The following is a 25,863-nucleotide window of genomic DNA, read 5'->3' as shown; positions in this document are numbered from 1 at the left end:
TCCTTATCAGTTATTATGCGAACATACTTTTGGCATACTCTTCATAATAAACATTTACTGAATCAAATTCTTATAACTTAATAGTTTTAAAGGGTATACCCATTTTATGTCTTAGGATGATTTTGATAGGTTAATGTTTTCAATCAAATATAAACGAGGTCAGCCCTAGCCCATTAAATTTGCTTGTACAATTTCAATCCAGTAACCATCCACATCTTTAATGAAGGCAATGTTTTTCATACTACCTTCTTCAGGACGCTTCTTAAACTCAACGTTATTTTGATCAAACCATTCTATAGCTTGTGGTAAATCTTGCACGCTAAAGCATATATGACCAAACCCTTGTGGGTCACTATTGCCATCATGATAGCTAAAATCAGCTTTTTCTTCCGTGCCATAATTATGGGTAAGCTCGAGAATACCGCGCTGACGAAATACATACATCGCTAACTCTTCATCAGCAGGTAAATTATTGCGCTCATCCTCCGTTAGTTTAGCTAAGAAATATAGGTCAAAGCTCATTTCAGGAAACTTTTTGACGTTCAATAGCGTCATACCTAATATGCCAGTATAAAAAGCAAGCGAAGCTTTAGGGTCTTTTACCCGTAACATCGTATGATTAAATACAAAGCCTTGAGTGCTTGCAGCAATAGGCATCACACCATCGAGATTGATGGAGTTTTCAGGTTGATTAGTGTATTCAGCTGTCATAATATAATCCTTATTAACACTCGTCATTTAAAAAATATTAGGTGCTTAGAAACTCAACTTTACCTGTTTCCAAATCGTACTCTGCACCGACAATTAACAGGTCACCTGATTTACTCATATCCTCTAATAAGCGAGAGCCATGCTTTAACTGACTGACTGACATACGCGTATTAGCTTGAATTGAGCGTTTGATGAGCTCATCTGCATCTATATCCAAACCAGTTGCTGTCGCAAGTTCGTGTAGGTTATAGACACTAGGACGGATACGATCGACAATCGACTGTAGATTTGGCGAGTAATTTTGCTCAGGATTAATAAGGGCTTCAACACAAGCAGTGACCGCTCCGCAATGTGAATGACCAAGAACCACCACCAAACGGGTGCCAAACTTCTCAACCGCAAATTCAACTGAGCCAATTTGAGACGGTGCGACAATATTACCCGCTACTCGAATAACAAACAAATCTCCTAAACCTTGATCAAATACAATCTCAACAGGCACCCTAGCATCAGAACATCCTAATATAATAGCAAATGGATTTTGCTCCTTAACCAGCTCTGGACGATTTTGTACTTTTTGTTCCGTTTGTGTCAGGCTCTCGACGTATCTTGTGTTGCCACGAACAAGCCACTGTAAGGCCTCCTTTCCTGTTTTCGGTCGTTCTAACTTGTTGTTTAATGACATAATAAGGTCTCTTATATATTGATTTTGTGTTTCTTACCAAATTGGGCTTCATATAACTGCAAATTCAACAGTATTTATCCCTGTTTAAATGGTTAAATAGTTAAATGGTTAAATACTATAAATTTTAAACTAAAATTATTGAGTCAAACCAAACTTATGAACTTATCACTAAAAAAAACTTCGAATACAAAATAATTCATTTCATACTAATTCAAAGGTAATACCATTATCTAGTGTTGCACATTCATAATACTCTCGTTCAATTAGCTTTTGATTTGAGAGCATTTTTTTTGTGCATTGTATACTTCTCATAATACGCTTGGCGCACTCTTTCTACTTCACATTCATTGAGCATACTTTCAAGGTTTCGCCATATAACATGGTAACCAAAGTTTCCCTGAATCATTTCTTCCTTAGCATGACTAATCGACCAACCTTGCAGTACTATCCGATACATAGCGATAATAATGCCAGTACGATCAGCACCATGCAAACAGTGAACTAAAATAGATTTACCACGATTTTGAAGCTGACGAATGTGATATAAAATTTCAGCAATACTCTGATAAGAGACATACCAAGGCATCAGCGGATAATTATAAAACTCTACTGCTTGCAACTCAGGTAATGAAGCAAAGCGTTTTTCATTATGATTACGAATAAAAAAACGCAAATTTATAACGGCATCTATTTGGTATTTGGTCAGTAATACCGCTTCATGAGCTTCTAACTGTTCACTACGATACAGTTTGTTATCAACATGATATAAGTTTGCTAGAGTGTAAAGAGCCTTAGCCCAATCAGGTAGATTAGAGTTATCATTGTCAGTACTGCTCGTCATCATACCACTCGACTTATTCAATTTAGACGTTTGTTTAAAGGTATTAATCTCTATAACTCATTTAATTTAGGCGTGTCAGCCCCGCCCATTAACGTTTAAGATATTTATATGCGAGATGCGGGGGTTGCAATGACTACAAATTATTATCATTAATGATTAGGATTGGTTGAACATTCAAAAATTAGGACTGCTGATAGTCACTATTGATTAAATCAGGTACACCAAAAAAGTTAAAAGATACTGGAGTAACTGTTGAGAATTATTTTGACCATACTTTAGCATACCTAGACTCTAGCATAGTTTGTGCAAGAAGATATTAGCATTAAAAAAATAGACAGTAATAGTTAGAAGATAAAAAACCCTCAATAACGAGGGTTTTTTATCAAAAAAGTCACAAATTAGCAAACTGGTAAGGGCTATATATAACTCACATATAGACCTATTAAGTTTTATACAGACTTTAGATAAAAACAGATGCTGACTTTAATCAATCGCTTGCATATCAAACCTCAAGATAATCCAAGATACCTTTTGCAGCTTCACGTCCTTCCCAAATAGCAGTAACCACCAAGTCAGAACCGCGCACCATGTCGCCTCCTGCAAAAATCTTAGGGTTTTGTGTCTGAAATTTGAACTCTTGATGTTCTTTAGCCAATACTCTACCTGAATCATCCATAGCAATATCGATGGTTTCAAACCATTGCGCCGGGCTAGGGCGGAATCCGAATGCCATAATGACCGCATCACACTCAATAACTTGCTCTGAATTAGGAATAGGCTCAGGTCGACGACGACCACGGTTATCCGGCTGACCAAGCTGTGTTGTCACAACTTTAACACCAATAACCTTACCATTTAAGCCAATAATCTCTGTTGGCTGACGATTGAATAGAAACTCAACCCCTTCTTCTTTGGCGTTTTGCACCTCTTTCACAGAGCCTGGCATGTTCTCTTCATCACGGCGATAAGCGCAAATTACTTTTTCACTTCCTTGGCGAATAGCAGTACGGTTACAGTCCATAGCGGTATCACCACCCCCAAGTACTACTACTCTCTTATCTTTTAAATCGATGTACTCTTCAGGATTTTCTTCCCAGTTATTACAACGGTTTACATTTGCAATCAAGTAGTCCAGTGCATCATAAACACCTTCTAGCTCTTCACCTGCAAAACCACCACGCATATAGGTATAAGTACCCATGCCCATAAAAACAGCATCATACTCTTCCATCAACTCTTCAATGGAAACATCATTACCAATTTCGGTATTAAGCCGAAACTCTATACCCATACCTTCAAACACCTCACGACGATTGCGCATTACGTCCTTTTCCATTTTGAATTCTGGAATGCCGAAGGTTAGCAGTCCACCAATCTCTGGGCGCTTATCAAACACTACAGGCTTGACACCGCTACGAACCAGAATATCGGCACAACCAAGACCCGCTGGACCTGCCCCAATAACCGCTACTTTTTTATCTGTCCACTCAACGCCACTCATGTCAGGACGCCAACCTAGTGCAAAGGCTGTGTCGTTGATGTACTTTTCCACATTACCAATAGTCACTGCCCCAAATCCATCATTTAAGGTACAGGCACCTTCACAAAGTCTATCTTGCGGACAAACTCGTCCACAAACTTCAGGGAGTGTGTTCGTACGATGACAAAGCTCAGCAGCTTGGAAAATTTGTCCCTCAGTCGCTAACTTCAACCAGTTAGGGATATAATTATGAACTGGACATTTCCATTCACAATATGGATTACCACATTCTAAGCATCGGTGTGCTTGCTCGGAGGCTTCTTTCGGTTCAAAGGGTGTATAAATCTCCACAAACTCAGTGGAGCGAGTGACCATGTCTTTTTTATCTGGATCACTACGTGGTACGTCCAAAAATTGAAAATCATTATGAATGCGCTTCATTACGTATCTTTCTCCTAAAGTGGGTATTACGTAAAAACAAACCGAGAGCTTATCTGCATTTAGCACTTGTCTATTATTCGTAATACCTGCCGCAAGGTTGAAAATCTTGGGACAAAATATGCTTGGGCTGATTTGACAATGTCAATATAACTACCCAAATAAACAGTTAGATACTTAGCCAATTTGTATAGTTATCACTTATGGGCATCAAGTAACTATCCTCATTTATGCTAATGTCTTAAATTGGCAAATTAAAAACCTTCTATAAATCTGGGGTTTGTATTATTGTAGATCTATTACTGCGGGTCTGCCGTCGTACTTCTTAACAAAGAGGCGACATTAGCGGCTTTTGGCTTCACCAAGAATACTTTGCGAATATAGTGTTCAAAATCCGCTAAAATATGCTGAGCCCAAACACTGCCCGTTTTTTCAACATATGTTTCAATAATATGCTTCAAGTAAATACGATGCTCTTCTGTTTGTTCGCTTGAAATGCGATGCAAATCAATCAACTCATGATTACAGCGATCAAAGAAAGTATTGTCTAAGTCTAGAACAAATGCAAACCCACCCGTCATGCCTGCACCGAAGTTGAGTCCTGTTTTGCCTAGCACTGTAACAACTCCACCAGTCATGTATTCACAGCAATGGTCGCCAACACCTTCAACAACGGCATGAGCGCCAGAATTACGTACTGCAAAACGCTCACCTGCGGTACCCGCTGCATATAATTTACCACCAGTTGCACCATATAGGCAGGTGTTACCTATGATGGCTGTTTCTTGCGTGGCAAATGTAGATCCTTTTGGAGGGTAAATAACAATCTCGCCTCCAGCCATACCTTTACCAACATAATCATTAGCATCGCCTTCAAGTTCGATATTAAGTCCACCAGCGTTCCACACCCCTAAGCTTTGTCCCGCTGTACCAGATAAATGCAAATTAATCGGTTTATCGGACATGCCTAGGTTACCCCAAACTTGAGCAATTTCACCTGAAATTCGAGCACCAATTGAACGGTCACAGTTGCCCACCTGATAACTAAAGCTACCGCCTTTGCCTTGGCGAATTGCAACAATCATGTCATCAACCATCCTCTCAGCAAGCAAGCCTTTATCAAAAGGCTCATTACGCGCTACTTGACAGGTTTGCGGCATCCCTTCTGCCGCTGGATGGCTGCGCAACAATGGCGATAGGTCAAGATTTTTTTGCTTATCCGTAGTGCCTTCTAACAACTCTAATAAATCTGTACGACCCACCAACTCTTCCATGCTTCGTACGCCGAGCGCCGCGAGCCACTCTCGAGTCTCTGTGGCAATAAACTTAAAAAAGTTTATCAACATTTCAGCTTCGCCAATAAAATGTTCATCACGTAAATGTGCTTTTTGGGTTGCAACACCTGTTGGGCAGTTGTTCAAATGACAAATACGTAAATACTTACAGCCTACCGCAATCATAGGTGTTGTACCAAAACCAAAGCTTTCAGCGCCTAATATCGCTGCCTTAACGACATCTAAACCTGTTTTAAGACCACCATCAGTCTGTACACGCACTTTATCGCGTAGACCATTCACACGTAGCGACTGCTGAGCTTCTGCCAGACCTAACTCCCATGGCGAGCCAGCATGATGAATAGACGATAATGGCGACGCTGCTGTCCCCCCATCATAACCAGAAATAGTAATTAAATCAGCATATGCTTTTGCAACACCTGTTGCAATCGTTCCCACACCTGGGCGAGATACCAGCTTAACCGATACCAATGCTTCTGGATTAACCTGCTTTAAATCAAAAATAAGCTGCGCTAAATCCTCAATAGAATAAATATCGTGGTGTGGTGGCGGCGAAATTAAGGTAACGCCCGGTACAGAATAGCGCAAACGAGCAATCAAAGAGTTAACCTTACCACCTGGTAGCTGACCACCTTCTCCCGGCTTAGCACCCTGTGCAACTTTAATCTGCATAACTTCCGCCGAGCGTAGATAGGCAGGAGTGACACCAAAACGTCCAGAAGCAACTTGTTTAATTTTTGAGTTGCGCATGGTGCCATAACGTGCGGGATCTTCGCCACCTTCCCCTGAGTTAGACCGACCTCCAATGGCATTCATTGCCATAGCAATTGATTCATGGGCTTCTGGAGATAGTGCACCCAATGACATACCGGCAGAATCAAAGCGTGGTAAAATATCATCAATGCTTTCAACGTCTTCAATATCTATACTGTTGTTTGTTTTTAGACGCAATAAATCACGAAGTGTGGCAACTGGACGCTTATTAATCAGTTCCGCATAAGCACGATAATTTTCGAAATTACCAGTGCGCACTGCTTTATGTAATGTATTAATGACATCAGGATTAAACGCATGATATTCTTTATTAAAAACAAACTTTAGCATGCCACCTTGATCAATTGGTGTGCGACGACTAAACGCATTCTTAGCTAACAGCGCTTGATCTTTGGCTAAATCAGTAAACGTCGCCCCTTTAATACGACTCTGCACACCTTTAAAGCAAAGGTCTACTACCTCCTCAGACAAGCCAATCGCTTCAAATAACTGCGCTCCGCGATAAGAGACAATGGTCGAGATACCCATTTTTGATAAGATTTTAAGCAAGCCTTTATCGATACCCTTGCGAAAGTTAGCACGCGCTTGTAGGGGATCACCCAGTAGCTCACCTGACGCCACTAAATCAGAGATAACATCATAGGCCAGATACGGATAGACACACGTTGCACCAAAACCAATCAACACAGCCACTTGATGAGAATCACGTGCAATACCCGTCTCAATGATTAAGTTAGCATCTGCACGCAGACCTTTTTCAATTAGATAATGGTGTACAGCACCAGTAACCATAATGGCATTCGCAGGCATTTTACCTTTTTCGATGGCTTTATCTGACAAGATAATAATCGTCTTGTTATCCAGTACTGCTTTTTCTACTTGCTCACATATTTGTTTAATCGCCGTATCAAGCGTTAACGACTCATCATAGTTAATATCAATGCGCTCACTTAAAAAAGCAGGATCTTCAAGCCCTTCTATTTGTTGCATCTTACTGGGTGATAATACCGGTGACGATAAAATAATACGATGTGCATCACGCGGCGTTGGTTTGAAGATATTTGTCTCAGCACCCAAACAGGTTTGCAATGACATCACAATTGATTCGCGTAACGGGTCGATGGGTGGGTTGGTTACCTGAGCAAACTGCTGACGGAAGAAGTCGGCCACATTACGTACCTGTTTAGACAACACCGCTACAGGCGTGTCATCACCCATAGAGCCTACGGGCTCTTGACCATTTTCAGCATTCGGACGAATGATTTCTGTACGCTCTTCACTGGTAATATTAAACATCTTTTGCAAGGCTTTTAGTGGCTCACCACGAATGCCTTGTTCAAGCAGCTTTTCTTCAACTTGTTCACTATCCCGCACACGTGTGGCTTCTTCACGTAACCATTTGCGATATGGATGCGCCTTTTTCAGTCGATTACCGATCACCTTATCATCCAGAACTTCACCATTTAAGGTATCAATAACAAGCATTTGGCCTGGCCCGACACGGCCTTTCGCTATCACATCATTTGGCTCATAATCCCATACGCCAACCTCTGAGGCAACTGTAATATAACCATTTTTGGTAGTTACCCAACGTGACGGACGCAAACCGTTGCGGTCAAGCATACACACAGCATATCGACCATCCTGAATGACCAGACCTGCTGGACCATCCCACGGCTCCATATGCTGTGAGTAAAACTCATAAAAAGCACGTAAGTCCATGTCCATACTATCGACATTCTGCCAAGCTGGTGGGACTAAAATTGACATGGCGTGGAATAAACTCATACCCCCTGAAATTAATACTTCTAGCATATTATCTAAGCTTGAAGAGTCAGAACCGGTACGGTTAACTAAAGGGTGCAGCTTTGTAATTTCTGGTAACTTCTCTGTCTCTAATTTTGGGGTTCGTGCTACTGACCAATTGCGGTTACCCGTGATCGTATTTAGTTCGCCATTATGTGCTAAATAACGAAAGGGCTGAGCGAGCGGCCAACGCGGCAAGGTATTGGTTGAGAAGCGCTGATGGAATACCACAATATGTGAATGCAAACGCGTATCTTGTAAATCGCTATAAAAAGCTGGCAAGTCTGACGGCATTACCAAACCTTTATAAATTACAGTTTGGCAATTTAGGGAAGTGACGTAGAAAAGAGGATCTTCAGTTAACGCCAACTCTGCTTTTTTCCGTGCTACGTATAGCTTACGATTAAAGTCTTCAGCAGATAAATCGCTGTCAGCATTAACAAATACATGTTTAAACTGAGGCAATGACTCGCGAGCAATTTGACCAACTATAGACAAATCAACAGGCACGTCTCGCCAGCCAGCAACTGTCAGACCTTGAGCAGCAATTTCTTGATTTAAAACCTCTTGACTATGTGTCGCTAGCTCATTATCAAGATTTAAGAATACCATCCCTACGGCAAAGTTTTCAGTGAGCTCAATATTTAACTCATTTGCTACAGCGTTAAAAAAATCTACTGGTTTAGCGAGTAGTAAACCACAGCCATCACCTGTTTTGCCATCAGCAGCAACACCCCCACGGTGAGTCATGCAACTCAAACTATGAATCGCTGTTTTAACCAAATGATGACTTGGCGTGCCCTCTATATGAGCCACAAGACCGAAACCACAGTTGTCTTTAAATTCGTTCGGTGAAGCAAGATAGGTTTGCTGCTCTAAAATAGATGGTTGAGTGCGGATAGGCGTATCGTTGCTTGCAGAAGGGTTGGCATTTAAATTCACAGTCATGGCTTGTCCTTTACTTGTACTTGCGTATTGCTATTAAAGCACTACAAAATGAATATGCTGGATGGTAATAGCAGACCTGAATGCAGTACTGACTATATCGTGGAGCTGGCAAAAATATATTAAACCCTATTGGTAAAATTGAGTGGATTTCAGCTCTGGCCTATACTTTACTTTTCATCAAAATATGCAATCATACATAAATATTTAGCTATTTAGCTTTACCATATCAAACAATGCTGCACAACAAGTTTGGCTTCTTAACTCAGTGTTAAAAACGACTTATTGTAAGTGACTTATTTTGTAAGTGACTTACTTAATGAGATCTAAGCCAAGCAACATCTTAAGTGAGATTAAGTAAAAATATAGTAGAGGCTTTACTATTTAGTTGACGCCTACTTACCCAATATTAGCATTTGCAATAGTAGCGCAATCGATGGTAAGTATTAGAGACTCAACAATAATCTGGTTGAATAGATAAAACGAGAACCACTATCAATTCATTAAATACCTGCGATAACACCACGAAACATCACACAAACATATTAGAGAAACACGCATCTAAAATCCAGTGAAATTTGAGTTTTATGAGTATTTTTTAACTCATAATCTTTTTATTATCAAGCGTTAACAATTAGCTATATGAATAAAAAGAGGGCGAATAAGGGAGGAAGTTAGACGAAAAAAAGAGGGTATTAATAGCGTACTACAATAGCGGATAAGGCATAAAACTGTGGGAAAGCATAAAAAATACTGAGCTTAACCTTACGTTTTATGACTTATCTACTACACACTTCTCGTCACTCGGACACGGCTACTGTGTTTTTTGGTCAATGAGCTGCTTAATTTTATCAACATCTTTTGCCTGTGAAGCTGAACTTGAACCTGAACTATCAGTTTCTTTGGTCATTTTTTTCTCACTAGGTTTGGCTGGCTCAGCGACTTTTGGTTTGGTTTCTTTATTAATAATGGGATTTTTGGAAGATTGGTTGTTATCTGTTGGAGTAAGACCTTTATTGGTAGCATTATTATTGCTATTACCTGAATCTACCACTTGTTGATCTATTTTTCTTTGCTCTTGAACAGAGAGGACGTCGCTCGTATCTTTAGAATCTCTGATTGGCTTCTGTTCTACATGTTGACTAGCGGTCCCATTATTAGAAGAGTTTGAACTTTGAGCACTCATATTACTTTGTTCTTGAGACTCAAGTTTTGGCTCATTATTACGGGTCGATTGAGTTCTTACTTCAAGCTCACGCTTGGTAGGCTGCAGTTTAATCTTCCTCGCACGATTTGTTGATAAGTCTTTAATTGGTGGCGATAATTCGTAATTTTCAATTAAATCTAAATATACATCAACTTCTTCAGGCAATACGGTAACGTTTGCTGGCAAATCAAAATTAATTGTTTTTGCTGTTCCCATTGCCAGTTGCGGCGACCTCATCATGCCGTAGGTCAATAAATAGCGTGCTTGATTATCATCATCTCGATAACGAAAATAAGCAAATTTTTCTCTGTCATCACGTGTATTAAGGTAGTCCGTAATAATCTCATGCTCTGAGACATCCATTACTTGAACCGTCCACTCGCCTTTGTGCTTTTTAAAAAACTTAGCATCTTTAAATTCTGGAGGATAGTCACGCAAATCTCTCACTAGCGCATCAAATGAGATGGGCTGAACGGCGTTATCCAACTCATTAAGCCCATCAATACTCTTAATCCTGCCAATATTAGACGAGGTTACCTCATCGATTTTTTCTTCCTCTTTTGTCACTTTGGCTTCGTTAAAAGCAGGCGCTGAGCTAAACATCCAAAGTGCCAAAGCAGTAACGCCCGACAATAGTGCCATAATAAGCCAGATACTTGTGATAACACGCTTTTTAGTTGCATTAGATTGGTTAGGCGTAGTGCTTTGTGTGTTTGCCATAGAGCAAATCCATTAATTTTCAATAAATAATTAGATGTTTGGAGCTGATATTGTCACTAAATAATACTTGTAACCCGTGTTTACAATCTACAATTGGCTATTTTCGTCTATAATAGCAGTGCTGTCACTCGACTGCCTAGTATTGATTTTAAAGCTCTTTAACTATTTTAAAGCTCTTTAACTATAGTAACTAAAGTTATCATAAATAACGGCTACTCACTTAAAACTTCTTCTAGACATTTTTGATCAAAATCTGCAGTAACAATAGCTTCTCCAAGAGATTTTAACAAAATCAGCCTGAGTTGTCCTGACTTAACTTTTTTATCATGCTGCATTAATTGTAGCGCTGTTCTACATTCGATATTTGGTGGTAATATGGGTAACCCTGCTGCAAGCAATACATCGCATATACGCTGAACATCGTCTTCACTGATCCAACCCATCTTTTGAGACAATTTGGCGGCTTGCACCATACCCGCAGCGACTGCCTCTCCATGTAACCATCTACCATAACCCTCATGAGTCTCAATCACGTGACCGAATGTGTGACCAAAGTTAAGCAGGGCACGTTTACCAGATTCACGTTCATCCTGAGCAACAATATCTGCTTTATACTGGCAACATCGCGCGACTGCTTCAGCCAATGTGGCTTCATCCCGTGCCATAAGCGAGGCTATACTCGCCTCTAACCAAGTTAAAAAACTCACATCCATAATCAGGGCATACTTAATGACTTCCGCAATACCGGCAGATAGCTCACGGTTAGGCAAAGTCGTTAAAGTGTGCATATCAGCAAGCACCATACGAGGTTGCCAAAATGCCCCAATCATATTTTTACCTTTAGGATGATTGATGCCTGTTTTACCACCAACGCTTGAATCAACTTGTGATAATAAAGTTGTCGGTATCTGAATAAAGTTAACCCCCCGCATAAACGAAGCAGCAGCAAAACCTGTCATATCACCAATAACCCCACCTCCAAGCGCTACAAGCGTAACATCACGGCTACAATGGTTATCCATCAAAGCATCATAAATCAGATTAATATGATGCTGGTTTTTATATTGTTCACCGTCTGGCAAAATGATATGCATCACGTTATGCGTTTTTTTAAGTTCCGATAACAGCGCATGTAAATACAGTGGAGCAACGGTCTCATTAGTTACTATCATGACTTGATTGCCTTTAATATAAGGCTCAATCTGTAATGCCATTTGCGACTGACTGGTAATTTGAATCGGGTAATCGTGACTTTGAGTATGTACCGTTAGGTTAGTGGTCATAGTTTTCTCGGATATAGATATATAGTTATCTTGGATAGAGTGACGCAGTTTTTAGCTGGGTTTATTTTTGCATTCAATCCTCTTGTTATTATAGGATGGTTAACCCATGAATACGGTAAGAAAAGCGTGGAGTCATTTGCTTGAGCAATTAGGTTTCAGTTGAGTACTGCCATAAAGCACTGTTAAATGGCTTAATCTTGATTAAAAATATCTGGGTATTTATGGCATAACTCTTGAACCACTTTGTTCATCATATATTTAGGATAACCATCACCTGTAGCAACCACAATATCGGCTACTTCTCGATACAGTGGGTCTCTTATATCATACAAGGATTGCAAAACTTCACGAGGATTTGGGGTGTTTAATAAGGGTCTAGATTTATCTTTTGCCGTTCTTTTCATTTGGACATCAACACTTGCTTGCAGATAAATTGTGATACCATTTTGCTTAAGACATTCGCGATTTTGTGGGTGCATGACCACACCACCACCCGTTGCTAATACTATATTAGGCAAGGCTGTCAGCTCTTTAATGGCCCGAGCTTCTCTAGCTCGAAACCCAGCTTCACCTTCTTTTTCAAAGATCCAAGCAATATCTGCGCCTGTTTGCTCAATGATATAATGGTCGCTGTCAATAAAGTTACACCCAAAATATCTACCCAATAGTCTCCCTACAGTGGTTTTCCCAGCTCCCATGGGCCCTACAATAAATAATGATGGTAAAGCTGCTTGCATTAGGCCTCTCTCAAATAAATTTTTAAATTATACAGGCATTTAGCTACTATAATTGCATTAAGTTAAAGCCTGCTTTTATCATTAATACATTCTTTATCAGTGCTAAATATCAATACATTATAAATACATATAGTGGAACAAAAATAAAATTGATACAAGTGAGGCGAGTAAAAACGGGTTACGGCGTACATTAATCAAGCATACCAGCGTAGCCAGTCTGTCATTGACTCACTATCCGTTTAATAATTTAACTCTATCAGTATTGCGTAAGCTACGCTGACCTAAATTACCATAAAAAAGGACAGCTCCTTAAGAACTGCCCTTGAATTTTATAAATTCAATCAAAATACTACTAGACCAATCATAATTTTGTCCAAGAAGTCAAGGCATTCTAATTGAGTCGAGTGACACCATCTGTAAGCAGTTTTGGCGTCACAAAAATAAGCAACTCTTGTTTTTCATTACTACGCTTATCATTTCTAAATAAGCGACCGACATAAGGAAGGTCGCCCAAGAAAGGAACTTTTTCAACACCATTACTGGTCTGATTACGGAAAATACCGCCTAATACAATAGTTTGTCCATCTTCAACAATCACGTTGGTAGTTAATGAATCTTTAGAGATTGCCACAGCCCCATTTACCGCTAAGCTTGTTGGTGTCGCATTTTGAATATTCAACTCTAACGCAATTTTACCATCGGGCGTGATGTTAGGGGTTGCCTCTAAGCTCAATGCTGCCTCTACAAAACTTGTGGAAGTTGCGCCACTAGCGGAGGCTTCCTGATACGGAATTTGTGTACCTGAAGCTACTTTTGCAGTTTGCTTATCCATGGTTAAAATTCTTGGGGAAGAGATAACTTCCCCTCGACCATCTGCTTGCATAGCCGATAGTTCAAGGTCGATCATTAGATCAGACATACTTAGCAAACCAAAGGCAATACGACCAGCTGGATTTGCTACCCCTAAGTCGACATTTAAGTTTTCCGGACGATTAATAGTATAGGTGGGATAACTTACCTGTTGTCCATTTATAGTTGTGGTTTCCATAGTAAAGTCTTTAAGATCAGCGAGTGTTTGATCGCTGCCACCCACTAATAAATCACTGTTGTTTGCCACGCCATTAGACAATATCCCCCATTTAACTCCTAATTCTTTACTAAAGTTATCTGTTGCACTGACAATTCGGGCTTCGATCATGACTTGGCGGACAGGAATATCAATTTTAGAGATAAGGGCGCGTACATTTTCAATACTATCTGAAGTATCTTGAACAATAAGTGTGTTTGTACGCGCATCAACTGTTACCGTACCACGTTCAGACAATAAACTTCCTCTTTCATTATCAATATTACTATCCGAGTTTCTGCCATCGGCAATCAAGTTAAGCACATCCTCTCCCTTAGCATAGCTTAAACGAATGTACTCGGTGCGCAGTGGCAAGAAGTCCTTGACTTTTTGTTGTTGTTCTAACTCCTTATGCTCCTGTTCAGCAAGCTCTAATGCTGGCGCTACATAGATAACATTACCATTAGTACGCATGGCCAAGTTCTTGCTTTTTAAAATAATATCTAAAGCCTGATCCCAAGGCACATTGATAAGATTTAGGGTAATATCGCCAGTAACACTGTCAGTTGCCACGATATTCAGCTCGGTAAACTGAGACAATAGATGCAACACATTACGTATTGCAACATTCTGGAAGTCTACGGAAAGTGTCTCGCCCGTATATTGTTTTTCCTCCAAGGTGGGCTCACGTAATAACTTCGGCGGCTTAACTGTAATATTAACTTGAGTGCCAGACTGAAATGCTTGATATTCAAAGTCACTACCCATAGCAATAGTAATAATGCCGTTTTTACCATTATTTCTAGCATTAACCGAAGAGACGAGGCCGCCACTCACATTATGTTGGCGCACAAGATTTGGTGGCACCGTCGCACCTGTCACTCGCACCACAATTTTATTACCTTGACGTTGAATATCTACCGGAATACTTTCATTAGCAATACCAATATTAATTGAACCGCCGCCCTCTGAACTTCCAGTATAAGAAACATTAGTCACGCCATTATAATTATACTTTTGACTAACATACGTGGCACTGGCAGGGTTTAAAAGCGGATTAACTCTAACCACCATCGTTTTATCGGTACTACTCTGACTTTTCTGATCTTGATTTGCTTGAGCTTTTGGTTGATTCACTGCATTTATGTTTTGCTGAATAAAACCAGGCGTTGATGCAGGTGACAATGTCGATTCTACATACGCTGGTGTCTCAGCAGTATCGATACTATAAGCAATGCGGGAGTCTTGAGGCGACTCCACATTATTTGTCTGCGCTGGAGAAACGTTTTGTACAGACTGCTGTCCTGCTAGTGGCGATAGCGATGTATTGGTACTGGTCTGGGCACCTGCATTGTTATTTAGTGCATTGTTATTAAAATTGTTATTTGCATCAGTATTTGCAATATTAACTAAAAGGGAGTTGCCCTCTGCTAGCGTGGTAAACTCTTTATTTTTAAGACTGGTCAATCCAACAATCAACCTTGTAGTTTCCTCATTATTTAAGGTTGTAATATCTGTCACTACCCCTTGATTTATCTCATTATATCGTGAAGGCAAATCATTACTTACCTGATTAAAATCAAGAACAAGACGATCTGGGTTCTCAAGTTGATAGGCTTCTGGAATGACTGGAGGCGCATCAAAATCCAAACGTAATTGAGTGGTCTGTTTAGAGGGCTGCACCACACTCAACGATGTCAATGTTTGATTAGCATAGGCATTAACACTTACCATCGTTATACTCGTGGCAGCAATGCTCATCATCAGATAAGAAGGTGTCAAACTGCTGTGGCTAATACCTTTGTTTAATACTGTCATTATTATTTGTCCTTAAAAACACTGTTAGATAGGTGACACCACAGAAGCAGGTTTCTCTACATATCCTGCACGGTTATCAGGCACAATTTCGATAAGATTTATTTGGGTCGCTGTAATCTCAACGATACGGCCATGGTTCATACCCATGTAATCCCCCACTTTAACACTGTCTACTACACCATCTGGTCGTTGAATAAGCCCAAACTCTACCCCTTCTGGAGAGATCACACTACCTCGGTAAACCAATTGTGATAGCTCAAATGCCTCAAGCGCTTCTTTCTCACGCGTAGGGTCTGGTGTGACACCACTATTACTATCTATTACCTGTTGTTTGCTTAATAAGCTTGGTGGCATGAAAGGGCTACGCAGTTCTGACGCATCATACACATAATCATCAACCAAGATAGGTTTTGGTACTGGCTCAACAGGCTGAGACTTAGAATTACGAATCTCAGCCATCTTATCACTAGCCAACATGACTCTATCTGTACAGCCAGAGAGCCCTACAATACCTATCAAAAGAGAAAGCGCAAGCCATTTTTTAAACGCCTTATCAAAGTGTTTAATGTGATGGATGCAAAATTTTTGCATAACTCGAATGCCCAATGCCAAAGTTACGGCTGATTTATTAGTCTCTGCGTTAGTTACATTATATTTGACGGCGGAAGTTGATTTCCTAGTATGCCTATTGGTTAGCTCTTGAGGCACAGAATAGTGTTGAATTATCATTAGTTATTCTCCCTGCGCCGTATCTTCTTGAGAAGCATTTGAGATAGGATCAGCCAATGCTTTAGAACGATATGTTTTTGTATTTAGAATCAGGATTAGCTCAGGCAAAGTATCCAGAGAAGGTTGAGGGTTATTTACTTCGAAATCATGCAAAGTAATAATACGAGGTAGTGCCGCAAGCCCGCTAAGAAAAGCGCCAAATTGATGATATTCCCCAACCGCTTCAATGCGAATAGGCTGCTCGATAAATAACTCTTGATCTATTTCTGGTTCAATAGAAATATCTTTAAAACGGATATTACTGCCAATACCGGTCATGTTAATACCAGTCACAAGCTCAGACACTCGTGTTTCTTTAGGCAGTTGATTTAACAGCTCTTTAAATTCAATATCCATTTGTGCAACTTGCTGTTTATATTCATCAAGATGACGGGCTTTAGATTCTTTTTCACGGTACACTTGAAGTAAGGTCTGTTGCCGAGCTTCTGCGGCTTTAATTTCGTCAATTTTACTCTTAATAGGAAAGGCAAAAGCGAGAGAAGCTATCAAAACAAGCAACAAGAGAATCACAAAAACTTTAATCGCAATAGGCCAACTGCCATAGTTCTCAGTATCAAGATTTTGTATGCTATGCAAAAAATCTTGAAAGCTTTTAGTCTGGCGTCCATTAGAAGGGGTAGCGTAGGTAGACTGTTTGTACGGGCGTCTTATCATCAGTTGCCTCCTATTTCTTTTTGAGGCTCAGGTGCTATATTAGAATCATCAGCCTCTAGCGCTTTTCTGCCTTCAGCAGCAGTCACAACCTGCGACGTTACTACAAACTCTATATAGCTGTCTTCTGGATAAATGGGTCTACCTTCAGTTTCTTCATCCCCTTTAATCTCTTTAGTCTCAACGCTTTCATAAGCATTCACATTTTGTTTTATAAACTTAACTTTAGAATCTGCTAGCCAATGGCTTGCATCTAAATTTCTTACCAGTTTAGACACGATATTAGGGTTATCGGCTCGCCCTGTAAAAGTTAACATATCACCTTCACGTTGAAAGGAGATTAAATACATAACCTCAGGAACTGCTTTAGCAACATCGTCCCACACTCTTACAGGAAGAGGGCGTTTGCCTTGCAAATCTTGAATGACCCGCATACGCGAGATAATCTCCTCACGGCGTTGCTCTAAGATAGCTATTTCTGCCAGCTTGTCGTCTAGTTTCTTATTTTCTGCACTAATGTGATCATTGGCTAGATTTTGATCTGCCAATGCCTTATTAAAATAAGTCCATACTCCGAAGGCAACGGCAATGGTTAAACATAAGCTCGCAATAACTAGGGTTATAAATTCTTTGTTTCTACGTTCACGTAATTGTTCACGCCAAGGCAATAGATTAATGCGTGCCATTAGTCAAAACTCCTTAACGCTAGCCCGCAAGCCACCATTAATCCAGGCGCATCAATAGCCAGCTGTTCGCTGTTTATGCTCGGATCAATCGTCATATTAGTAAAGGGATTAGCAAGGGTAGCCTCTGTCCCAATTTTTTGCTCTACCATAGTTACTAAGCCTGGTAGGGAGGCACTGCCCCCACACAATACAATATGATCCACATTTGTATATTGGCTGGATGAAAAATAGAACTGTAGCGAACGAGTAATTTGTTGAATTAAGCTTTCCATAAACGGCACTAGCACTTCACTTCGATAATTATCAGGCAGATTCATCTCACGCTTGTTAAATGTAGCCTCTTCAAATGTCATGCCATATTTAGTTTGAATTGAGTCGGTCAATTGAGCGCCACCAAAAAGCTGTTCACGGCTGTAAACGAACTCTCCATCCTTAACAACATATAAGGTGGTGTGAGTATGACCAATATCGACTAAACCAATAACATTTGGCGCGTTTGGAAGCGTATTTTCAATCAACTGGAATGCCCGTTCTATAGCATGTGACTCAATATCCATAATTTTGGTGTCAAAACCACCAAAAGCTAAGGCGTCTACTCGCTGCTCCACATTCTCTGACCTTGATGCCGCTAATAAAACCTGTACCAATGCACTATTAACAGGCGATGGGCCAATTACCTCAAAGTCTAAATTAACTTCAGATAACGGGTAAGGAATATATTGATCAGCATCTAGACGAATTTGAGCTTCTCTTTCAGAGTCTGTCAGGTTGGCTTCCATATCAATCAGCTTAGTAATGACAGCAGAACCTGAAACAGCAGTTGCTGCACTTTTCGCTCTCACTTTTACACGCCAAGCGAGTTCTGCTATCAACTGACCAATTGCTTCGATATCGACAATAGTACTATCTACAACCTGACCTTGTTCTAAATTCTCAATGCCATATGTCTTAAGATGATAGACACCTTGTTGATACTGCACTTCAACCATTTTTATTGAAGTCGCACTTAAATCCACACCCACTAACTGGTGCGATTTTGGGGTGAATAGCTTCACAGTATGAATTCCTTCTTAGACCATATTCGTCTAGTTTATATGCCATTTTAATATAGAGATACAATACGTTACTTAAAAGATAGATTCAATGTTACCCAACATTTTTTTTAACCTTTTGTTCTATCTTTTTTAAATACCGCTACGTTCAGACATGTAAATTTATGTAATTACACTTATCACATTCTTAAAACAATCTTTTTTGATTGGTATAAGGAATATTATTCTATAAGCTTAATTACAATCTTTTTGTTATTTAAAAATTAACATACTTATCAATTCACATTGGTAATCGTTCAATTGGAAGATTAGAATGAGCAGATGGACACCAATATACCCTAACATACTTATTTCTATCGCTAAACTATATATAAATATGATAGATACTAAATAGGATAGATACTTTAAAAGATGAAACTGATACGCCTAACACTAATTTATATTTAATTAGAACCTTCCTGTACTTCACTTTCATATCTAACATCTCTTTTATTTCTTAAATATAAAAGTGCTATTTATTGAATAATGCGACTCATATACTGAACGAAGCTTGGCGCTGTAATGATTAAAAAATACTAAACGTCTATACACAAGTCTATTCATGCACTTTTTTTACACATTAATGCAACGTTCTTTTCAGCAAACAGCTTGTCAGCTTTTGTATGATATACAAGATAATAAATCACTATCTTTAAACTTAATCCTATTAATGCTTTGAATTACATATAATAGGTTTTAAATGGCACCTATGTCATTTTTTAGATTTAAACCTATAAGATATAGTCAGTTTACTTTATAATTTGGTTTATCATTACATAATATATTCTAATCAACTATCTATCTATTAAATTGACCTTAGATTTGTGTAAAAATATTTGTTATTTTACATATCTCAAATCGTTTCATGAGTATGTTTATCTCACACTGTTCATCTCACACTACTGTACTTAAAATATAGAGCCACTATGTCTCAAAAATCTTCCTCAGTTCATTTAATACACTACTTTCTATCTATAATATTTGCCGTCATCGCACTTATTATTATCCTTGTTCTGGCTATTCCTATTGGTTTTTACGGTATGGCAATGTATTTGTCTCCAAGTTTACCAAGTATCTCTGAAATAAAAACGGCTAATCTTGAAATGCCTCTACAAATCTATAGTAAAGATGGGAAGTTGATTGGCCAATACGGTAATCGTATGTCATTGCCGGTAACCTATGAGCAAATTCCTGAAGATTTCATCAAAGCTTTTTTAGCAGCAGAAGACTCCTCGTTCTATGAACATAGTGGTATCAGCATCAAAGGTTTAGGAAGAGCCGTCTCCGAGATTATAACGGATGATGAGGGACAAACGGGGGGTTCAACCATTACCATGCAGGTCGCTAAGAATTACTTCTTGAGTCCTGAACGTACTTTTAACCGTAAACTGACCGAGCTTTACCTCGCTCGTCGTATTGAGGAAAAACTATCTAAAGATGAAATTTTAACACTATACGTGAATAAGATTTACATGGGTGAGGGCGCGTATGGTATTAAAGCTGCTGCCAGAAAGTACTTTAGTAAGTCACTTAATAAGCTAACCATAGCCGAAATGGCAACACTTGCGGGTCTACCCAAAGCACCATCGCAAAATAATCCAGTATCCAACCCTGATGAGGCATTAGAACGACGTAACTGGATTCTAGGGCGTATGCAAAGTTTAGGATATATAACCCAAGCTGAATATAAAGAGGCCATCAATTCTCCCCTTAATGTAAAGGTATATAAAGAAAGACTCGATACAAACATGCCCTATTTAGCCGAAATGGCACGTCATGCCTTGGTTGCCCGTTATGGTGAAGAGGTGGTTAATTCAGGTTGGAGAGTTAAGCTGACGGTAGATACAAAAGATCAAAACGAAGGCGATATTGCTATTAAGAAAGGGCTCATTGGATATGACCGTCGCCATGGTTGGCGAGGTGCTGAGGCACATGGTCAGCCGCTATCAGAATTTGTAACTTACTCAAATATGGAGCCTGCGAAGGTTACTGAGGTTAATCAAAACAGTTTTAAAGCTGAGCTGAAAGATGACACTGAAGTGACGGTATATTGGTCTGGTATGCGCTGGGCTAAAAAATACTTAGACGCCAATCGTATCCGAAGCTACCCAAATCGAGCATCTGATATTGTGGCAAAAGATGATATTGTGCGTGTTATCGCGAATAAAGACAGGACCGCTTGGCGTCTAACCCAAATTCCCAAGGTTCAAGGCAGTTTAGTTGCCCTAGATCCCGAGACGGGCGCTATTAAATCTCTTGTTGGCGGCTTTGACTATAGATATAGCAAGTTTAATCGAGCATTGCAAGGGTGGCGTCAGCCTGGTTCGACGATAAAACCACTTGTATATACGGCTGCTTTAGAAAAAGGCTACCGCCCTGATAGTATGATATCGGATGACCCTTTGAGAATTGGAGATTGGAAGCCTAAAAATTCTGATGGGCGCCATTATGGAAATATGACCTTGCGTCAAGGCCTATACTTATCTCGCAACTTAGTGTCAATCCGGCTTCTTAGGGCTATAGGCACCCCCGATGCACTGCATTTACTCGATCAATTTGGTCTAGATAAAGAAAAACTACCCACAACATTGTCACTTGCTCTTGGGGCTGGACAAGCGACTCCTTTACAAATGGCAACAGCCTATGCCACTTTTGCAAACGGCGGACATCGCATTCAGCCTTACTTCATTGACCAAATCTATAATTTTAATAATGAGCTACTGTATTTATCAAACCCTCAGCGTGCTTGTGCCGTTTGTTTTAATAATAAACTTGAAAAACTAAATCTCCAGCTACAAAAAGATCATGAAAGTCTATTAGAGGCTCAATTAGAACAACGTGCAGAGAGCTTGAAAGCCCTCAAAGAAAACCCAGACTTACTTAAAAATTTAGACGATCAAACCAGCATCAATGCAGAACAAAAAGTTAATCCCCCCCTTAATAACGATCTTCTCGAAATTTATTACGATGCCACACCACAAAGTGACCGTTTAAAGCCGGCCTTGATTCAATATAGCATTGCCAACCAAGCACCCCGTATTGTAAAACCGGCAGTAGCTTATGAGATGGCGGGCATATTACGTGATGTGATACAGCGAGGAACTGCTACTAAAGCAAGGGCTCTGGGTCGCAGTGATATTGGGGGTAAAACAGGAACTACAAATGATAATAAGGACGCTTGGTTTGCAGGGTTCCACCCCTCACTTGTTTCTGTCGTTTGGGTAGGATTTGACCAGCCTTCTACTTTAGGCAGACGAGAATACGGCGGAGTAGCAGCACTACCAATTTGGATGGACTTTATGCGTAATCAGTTACGTTCTGTACCCTATCAGTGGGTTAAGACCAGCAATGTCTCTAAATCTGAACTACAACAGCAAGATGTTATTAATATAACGAATAATGGCGGAAGCAAGCCTGTACGTTCGGTTAAGAAAGCACCTAGTAAGCCCGACTCCAATTCAGATGATACAGCAATTAATCCACCTAAGGCGCCAGTGGCTAAACGTCAAGTGACTGTTGATGAATTATCTTCCGACCCCGAAGCTAAGTCTGATCTTTCTGAGCAAAAAACCCAAAAGTCTGAATCATCTAAAAACAACACTACTCAAAACAGGACATCTCAAAATACGCTGGATAAATCAAATAGGGCGAACAAACCCGCCGCACAGCAGACATTAAAGCCACTTGAGGTCAACGAAGTAGATGCATTACCACCTATGTAACTTATCATACTGATGCATTAGTATCATGTACTAATAATACAGAGCATATTAGGGTGTATTGAACATTCAAATGGGGAGTTGGCGGTGTCTATTATTTAGGCAGTATACAGTGAGACTTTGTATCCTCAGTCATTCTAAGTAATACAATTTTGCAATATATTGGCAAAATTAGACACTTGTCCATTTTAGGAAGATTAAAGCGGCGATCATACAAGTCATCAATTATCAGATTGTAAGGGCACCGGCTACCAAACTACTCTTCTACCCACTCGCCGTTACGCCAATAAACACCCCAACGTGTTGCCTTATTGGTTTTGAGGCTTTCCGAGCCTATATATTGCTCTTTCTTCTTTCGTGACCAACGCAATATGGTTGGATTACCATCCGGATCTTCATCTGGCCCTTCAAATAAATACTGGAATTTATCTTCCATTTTGTCTTTTATGGCTCGTAGCTCAGACAGTTTAGGTGGGCGTGTTTCTCGCACCTTAGGGAACTTAGACGCTGCTAAGAATAAGCCTGCCGCACCTTCACGTAAAATAAAGTGATCATCATGCTTTTGCGATTTTAGCTCAGGCATCGGTATCGGATCCATTCTTGGCGGTGCAGGTTCACCATTTTTTAACACTTTACGTGTATTATCACACTTGTTACAGGCAAAGTAGGGACCAAAGCGACCTGTTTTTAATTCCATTTGCCCATCACATTTATTGCAGTCTATCGTTGGTGCGTCAGAGCCAGGCACTTCAAACTTGCCCTCCTCTAAGGTATATCCATCACAATCTGGATTATTACCACAAATATGTAATTTCAATCCACCATCTACAATATAACCATCCATCGCCGTGCTACATTTAGGACAACGCTTTTTCTCCATTAACTCTTTAACTTCGACACTATCATCAATCTCGCTGTCGTCTAAGTTGGCAAAAGCCTCCACTGGCATTAGGTTTTTAGTGCCTTTACAGCGCTCCTTCGGGGGTAAATTATAACCAGTACACCCTAAAAATACCCCCGTTGAACCATTACGAAGTTGCATGGGTCTATTACATAAGTCGCAATGCACATCAGGTACATCCGTTGGGTCATTTGGACGCATACCATCTTCATCTTTAGCATGCTCCAGTTTGGTTTTAAAGTCTCCGTAAAATTCATCCAATACACCTTTCCAGTCTTGCTGACCTTGAGCCACATGATCCAGCTCGCTTTCAAGACCCGCTGTAAAGGTATAATCCATTAACTCAGGAAAGCTCTCTGTCAAACGGTCAGTAACGATATCGCCCATCTTTTCGGCATATAAACGTTTATTTTCAAGCTTGACATAACCACGGTCTTGAATGGTTGAGATAATTGAAGCATAGGTAGACGGTCTGCCAATACCTTTCTTCTCAAGCTCTTTTACTAGACTTGCTTCGGTAAACCGTGCAGGTGGCTTGGTAAAGTGCTGACTTGGGTCAAGCTGTATAAGATTCAGCTCATCTCCCTTTTTAACATCAGGAAGCAATGTATCATCTGTTTTTGCAGGTGGCATAACTTTGGTATAGCCATCAAAAACCATGGTACGTCCACGCGCTTTCAACTCTACGTTGCCCGCTTCTACTAATAAATTTACCGACTTATACTTAGCGGGAAGCATCTGACATGCCACAAATTGACGCCAAATTAGCTCGTATAAGCGAATCGCATCCCGTTCAATGCCTTTTAGTTGAGTTGACTTGAGATTTGCATTTGTAGGACGTATGGCCTCGTGCGCCTCTTGAGCGTTTTGCTTATTGCCGTAAAAGTTGGGCTTTTCTGGCAAATATTTTTTGCCATAGCTGTCTTCTATAAACCCACGTACTGAAGCCAGAGCATCACCTGATAAAAAGGTTGAATCGGTACGCATATAAGTGATGTGACCCGCCTCATATAAACGCTGAGCTAACATCATGGTCTTTTTAACAGGAAAACCTAAACGAGTACTGGCGGCTTGTTGTAGCGTTGAGGTTATAAATGGTGCACTTGGACGAGACTGCGTCGGTTTTTCTTCACGCTCTTTTACAATATAGCTGGCGGGCTTTAAAATAGCTAAAACGGCATCAGTCTGTTCTTTGTTAATCAGCTTAAGCGTTTTACCATTTTGCTTTACCGCTTCTAAGCGAATGGGGGTGTCTTTGGCAACCTTGGCATTATCATCGCCTTTCATAGTGGTATCGGCGTGAATCTGCCAATATTCTTCGGGAATAAAGGCACGAATTTCTCTTTCACGCTCAACCACAAGCCGAGTAGCCACTGACTGCACACGTCCAGCCGATAAACCACGGGCGATTTTCTGCCAAAGCAATGGCGATACCATGAACCCTACTACTCTATCTAAAAATCGGCGGGCTTGCTGTGCATTAACACGGTCAATATCAAGTTTACCAGGCTCTTTAAACGCCTCTTGAATAGCATTTTTGGTAATCTGGTTAAAAACCACACGTTGATATTTGTTGTCCTCTCCACCAATAACTTCACGCAAATGCCAAGCAATCGCCTCCCCTTCTCTATCCATATCCGTTGCGAGATAAATTTTATCAGCATCTTTTGCGAGTGATTTGAGCTCTTTAATAACCTTAGTTTTACTGGGTAACACTTCATAAACGGCCTTCCAGCCATGCTCTGGATCAATGCCCATCCTACGCACTAGGGCTTGTTGCGCCTTTTCTTCTTTCGTTAGGCTCTCATCGGATGAGGCTACCTTTTTCTTTGCACCACTACTGGTCGGTAAGTCCCGAACATGACCAATACTCGAGCGAACAATAAAGTCATTACCTAAGTACTTATTAATCGTTTTTGCTTTTGCTGGGGATTCTACAATGACCAGTGACTTACCTTTAGCACTGGTTGCTGTAGAGGTTGATTTTTTGCGAGTGGTCTTTGCCATTGATTTCACAATCCTAATTAATTCTTAATATTTCTCATTATTTTTTTTCATACGCTACCCTGTCACTTAATAATAAAGAAGTAGCTGATGAATAATATTTAACCGCATTAAATATACTATTTTTTAATGTATAAATTTATAGGGTCTCTAGCGATAATTAATAGATCTAATAAACTATTATTTTGTACATTGTCTTGAGTTTACAACTCAGCT

15 protein-coding genes are annotated in these 25,863 nt (G+C 40.1%); 1 reads left to right on the top strand and 14 read right to left on the bottom strand.

Annotated features, from left to right (window positions below; genetic code table 11):
* Positions 1-165: 165 nt before the first annotated feature.
* The 13 genes from gloA to AC2SLL_RS07125 all read right to left on the bottom strand — a co-directional run bounded on the left by gloA (position 166) and on the right by AC2SLL_RS07125 (position 18,987).
* Positions 166-711: a lactoylglutathione lyase gene (gene gloA, locus AC2SLL_RS07185; protein ID WP_486531005.1), complete on the bottom strand. Its 546-nt coding sequence runs from the start codon at positions 709-711 to the stop codon at positions 166-168.
* A gap of 37 nt (positions 712-748) precedes the next feature.
* Entirely contained in the window at positions 749-1,396 is a 648-nt protein-coding gene (locus AC2SLL_RS07180; protein WP_486531004.1) for a carbonic anhydrase, read from the bottom strand.
* Between the two features lie 259 nt (positions 1,397-1,655).
* Positions 1,656-2,258 (bottom strand): dual specificity protein phosphatase family protein, encoded by a 603-nt coding sequence (locus AC2SLL_RS07175; protein WP_486531003.1) that lies wholly within the window; start codon positions 2,256-2,258, stop codon positions 1,656-1,658.
* Between the two features lie 481 nt (positions 2,259-2,739).
* Complete coding sequence (locus tag AC2SLL_RS07170; RefSeq protein ID WP_486531002.1) at positions 2,740-4,158, bottom strand: FAD-dependent oxidoreductase; 1,419 nt, start codon at positions 4,156-4,158, stop codon at positions 2,740-2,742.
* Positions 4,159-4,454: 296 nt separating this feature from the next.
* Positions 4,455-8,978, bottom strand: a complete 4,524-nt coding sequence (gene gltB, locus AC2SLL_RS07165; protein WP_486531001.1) for a glutamate synthase large subunit — start codon at positions 8,976-8,978, stop codon at positions 4,455-4,457.
* A gap of 811 nt (positions 8,979-9,789) precedes the next feature.
* The gene (locus tag AC2SLL_RS07160) at positions 9,790-10,902 is read right to left on the bottom strand and encodes a hypothetical protein (protein WP_486531000.1); all 1,113 of its coding nucleotides are present in this window, start codon (positions 10,900-10,902) and stop codon (positions 9,790-9,792) included.
* A 212-nt stretch (positions 10,903-11,114) separates the two neighbouring features.
* On the bottom strand, positions 11,115-12,185 hold the full coding sequence (aroB, locus tag AC2SLL_RS07155; protein ID WP_486530999.1) for a 3-dehydroquinate synthase: 1,071 nt from the start codon (positions 12,183-12,185) through the stop codon (positions 11,115-11,117).
* Between the two features lie 191 nt (positions 12,186-12,376).
* Complete coding sequence (locus tag AC2SLL_RS07150) at positions 12,377-12,922, bottom strand: shikimate kinase (protein ID WP_486530998.1); 546 nt, start codon at positions 12,920-12,922, stop codon at positions 12,377-12,379.
* Between the two features lie 391 nt (positions 12,923-13,313).
* Positions 13,314-15,806, bottom strand: coding sequence for a type IV pilus secretin PilQ (locus tag AC2SLL_RS07145; protein ID WP_486530997.1), 2,493 nt, complete (start codon positions 15,804-15,806; stop codon positions 13,314-13,316).
* 24 nt (positions 15,807-15,830) lie between these two features.
* Positions 15,831-16,535, bottom strand: a complete 705-nt coding sequence (locus AC2SLL_RS07140) for a pilus assembly protein PilP (protein WP_486530996.1) — start codon at positions 16,533-16,535, stop codon at positions 15,831-15,833.
* Positions 16,536-16,538: 3 nt separating this feature from the next.
* Positions 16,539-17,249, bottom strand: coding sequence for a type IV pilus inner membrane component PilO (locus tag AC2SLL_RS07135; RefSeq protein ID WP_486530995.1), 711 nt, complete (start codon positions 17,247-17,249; stop codon positions 16,539-16,541).
* A complete protein-coding gene (locus AC2SLL_RS07130) occupies positions 17,249-17,932 on the bottom strand; it encodes a PilN domain-containing protein (protein ID WP_486530994.1) in 684 nt (227 codons plus the stop codon). The genes AC2SLL_RS07135 and AC2SLL_RS07130 overlap by 1 nt, the downstream gene beginning before the upstream one ends.
* Positions 17,932-18,987 (bottom strand): pilus assembly protein PilM, encoded by a 1,056-nt coding sequence (locus AC2SLL_RS07125; RefSeq protein WP_486530993.1) that lies wholly within the window; start codon positions 18,985-18,987, stop codon positions 17,932-17,934. The genes AC2SLL_RS07130 and AC2SLL_RS07125 overlap by 1 nt, the downstream gene beginning before the upstream one ends.
* Positions 18,988-19,949: 962 nt before the next feature.
* Between AC2SLL_RS07125 and AC2SLL_RS07120 the strand changes: the two genes are divergently transcribed.
* The gene (locus tag AC2SLL_RS07120; protein WP_486530992.1) at positions 19,950-22,745 is read left to right on the top strand and encodes a penicillin-binding protein 1A; all 2,796 of its coding nucleotides are present in this window, start codon (positions 19,950-19,952) and stop codon (positions 22,743-22,745) included.
* Positions 22,746-22,998: 253 nt separating this feature from the next.
* Here the strand turns inward: AC2SLL_RS07120 and topA are convergent, their stop codons facing one another.
* Complete coding sequence (topA, locus tag AC2SLL_RS07115; RefSeq protein WP_486530991.1) at positions 22,999-25,650, bottom strand: type I DNA topoisomerase; 2,652 nt, start codon at positions 25,648-25,650, stop codon at positions 22,999-23,001.
* Positions 25,651-25,863 lie beyond the last annotated feature (213 nt).

It is taken from the genome of Psychrobacter sp. CX97 (genome assembly GCF_057396285.1).
This window is presented reverse-complemented; position numbering and strand designations above follow the sequence as displayed.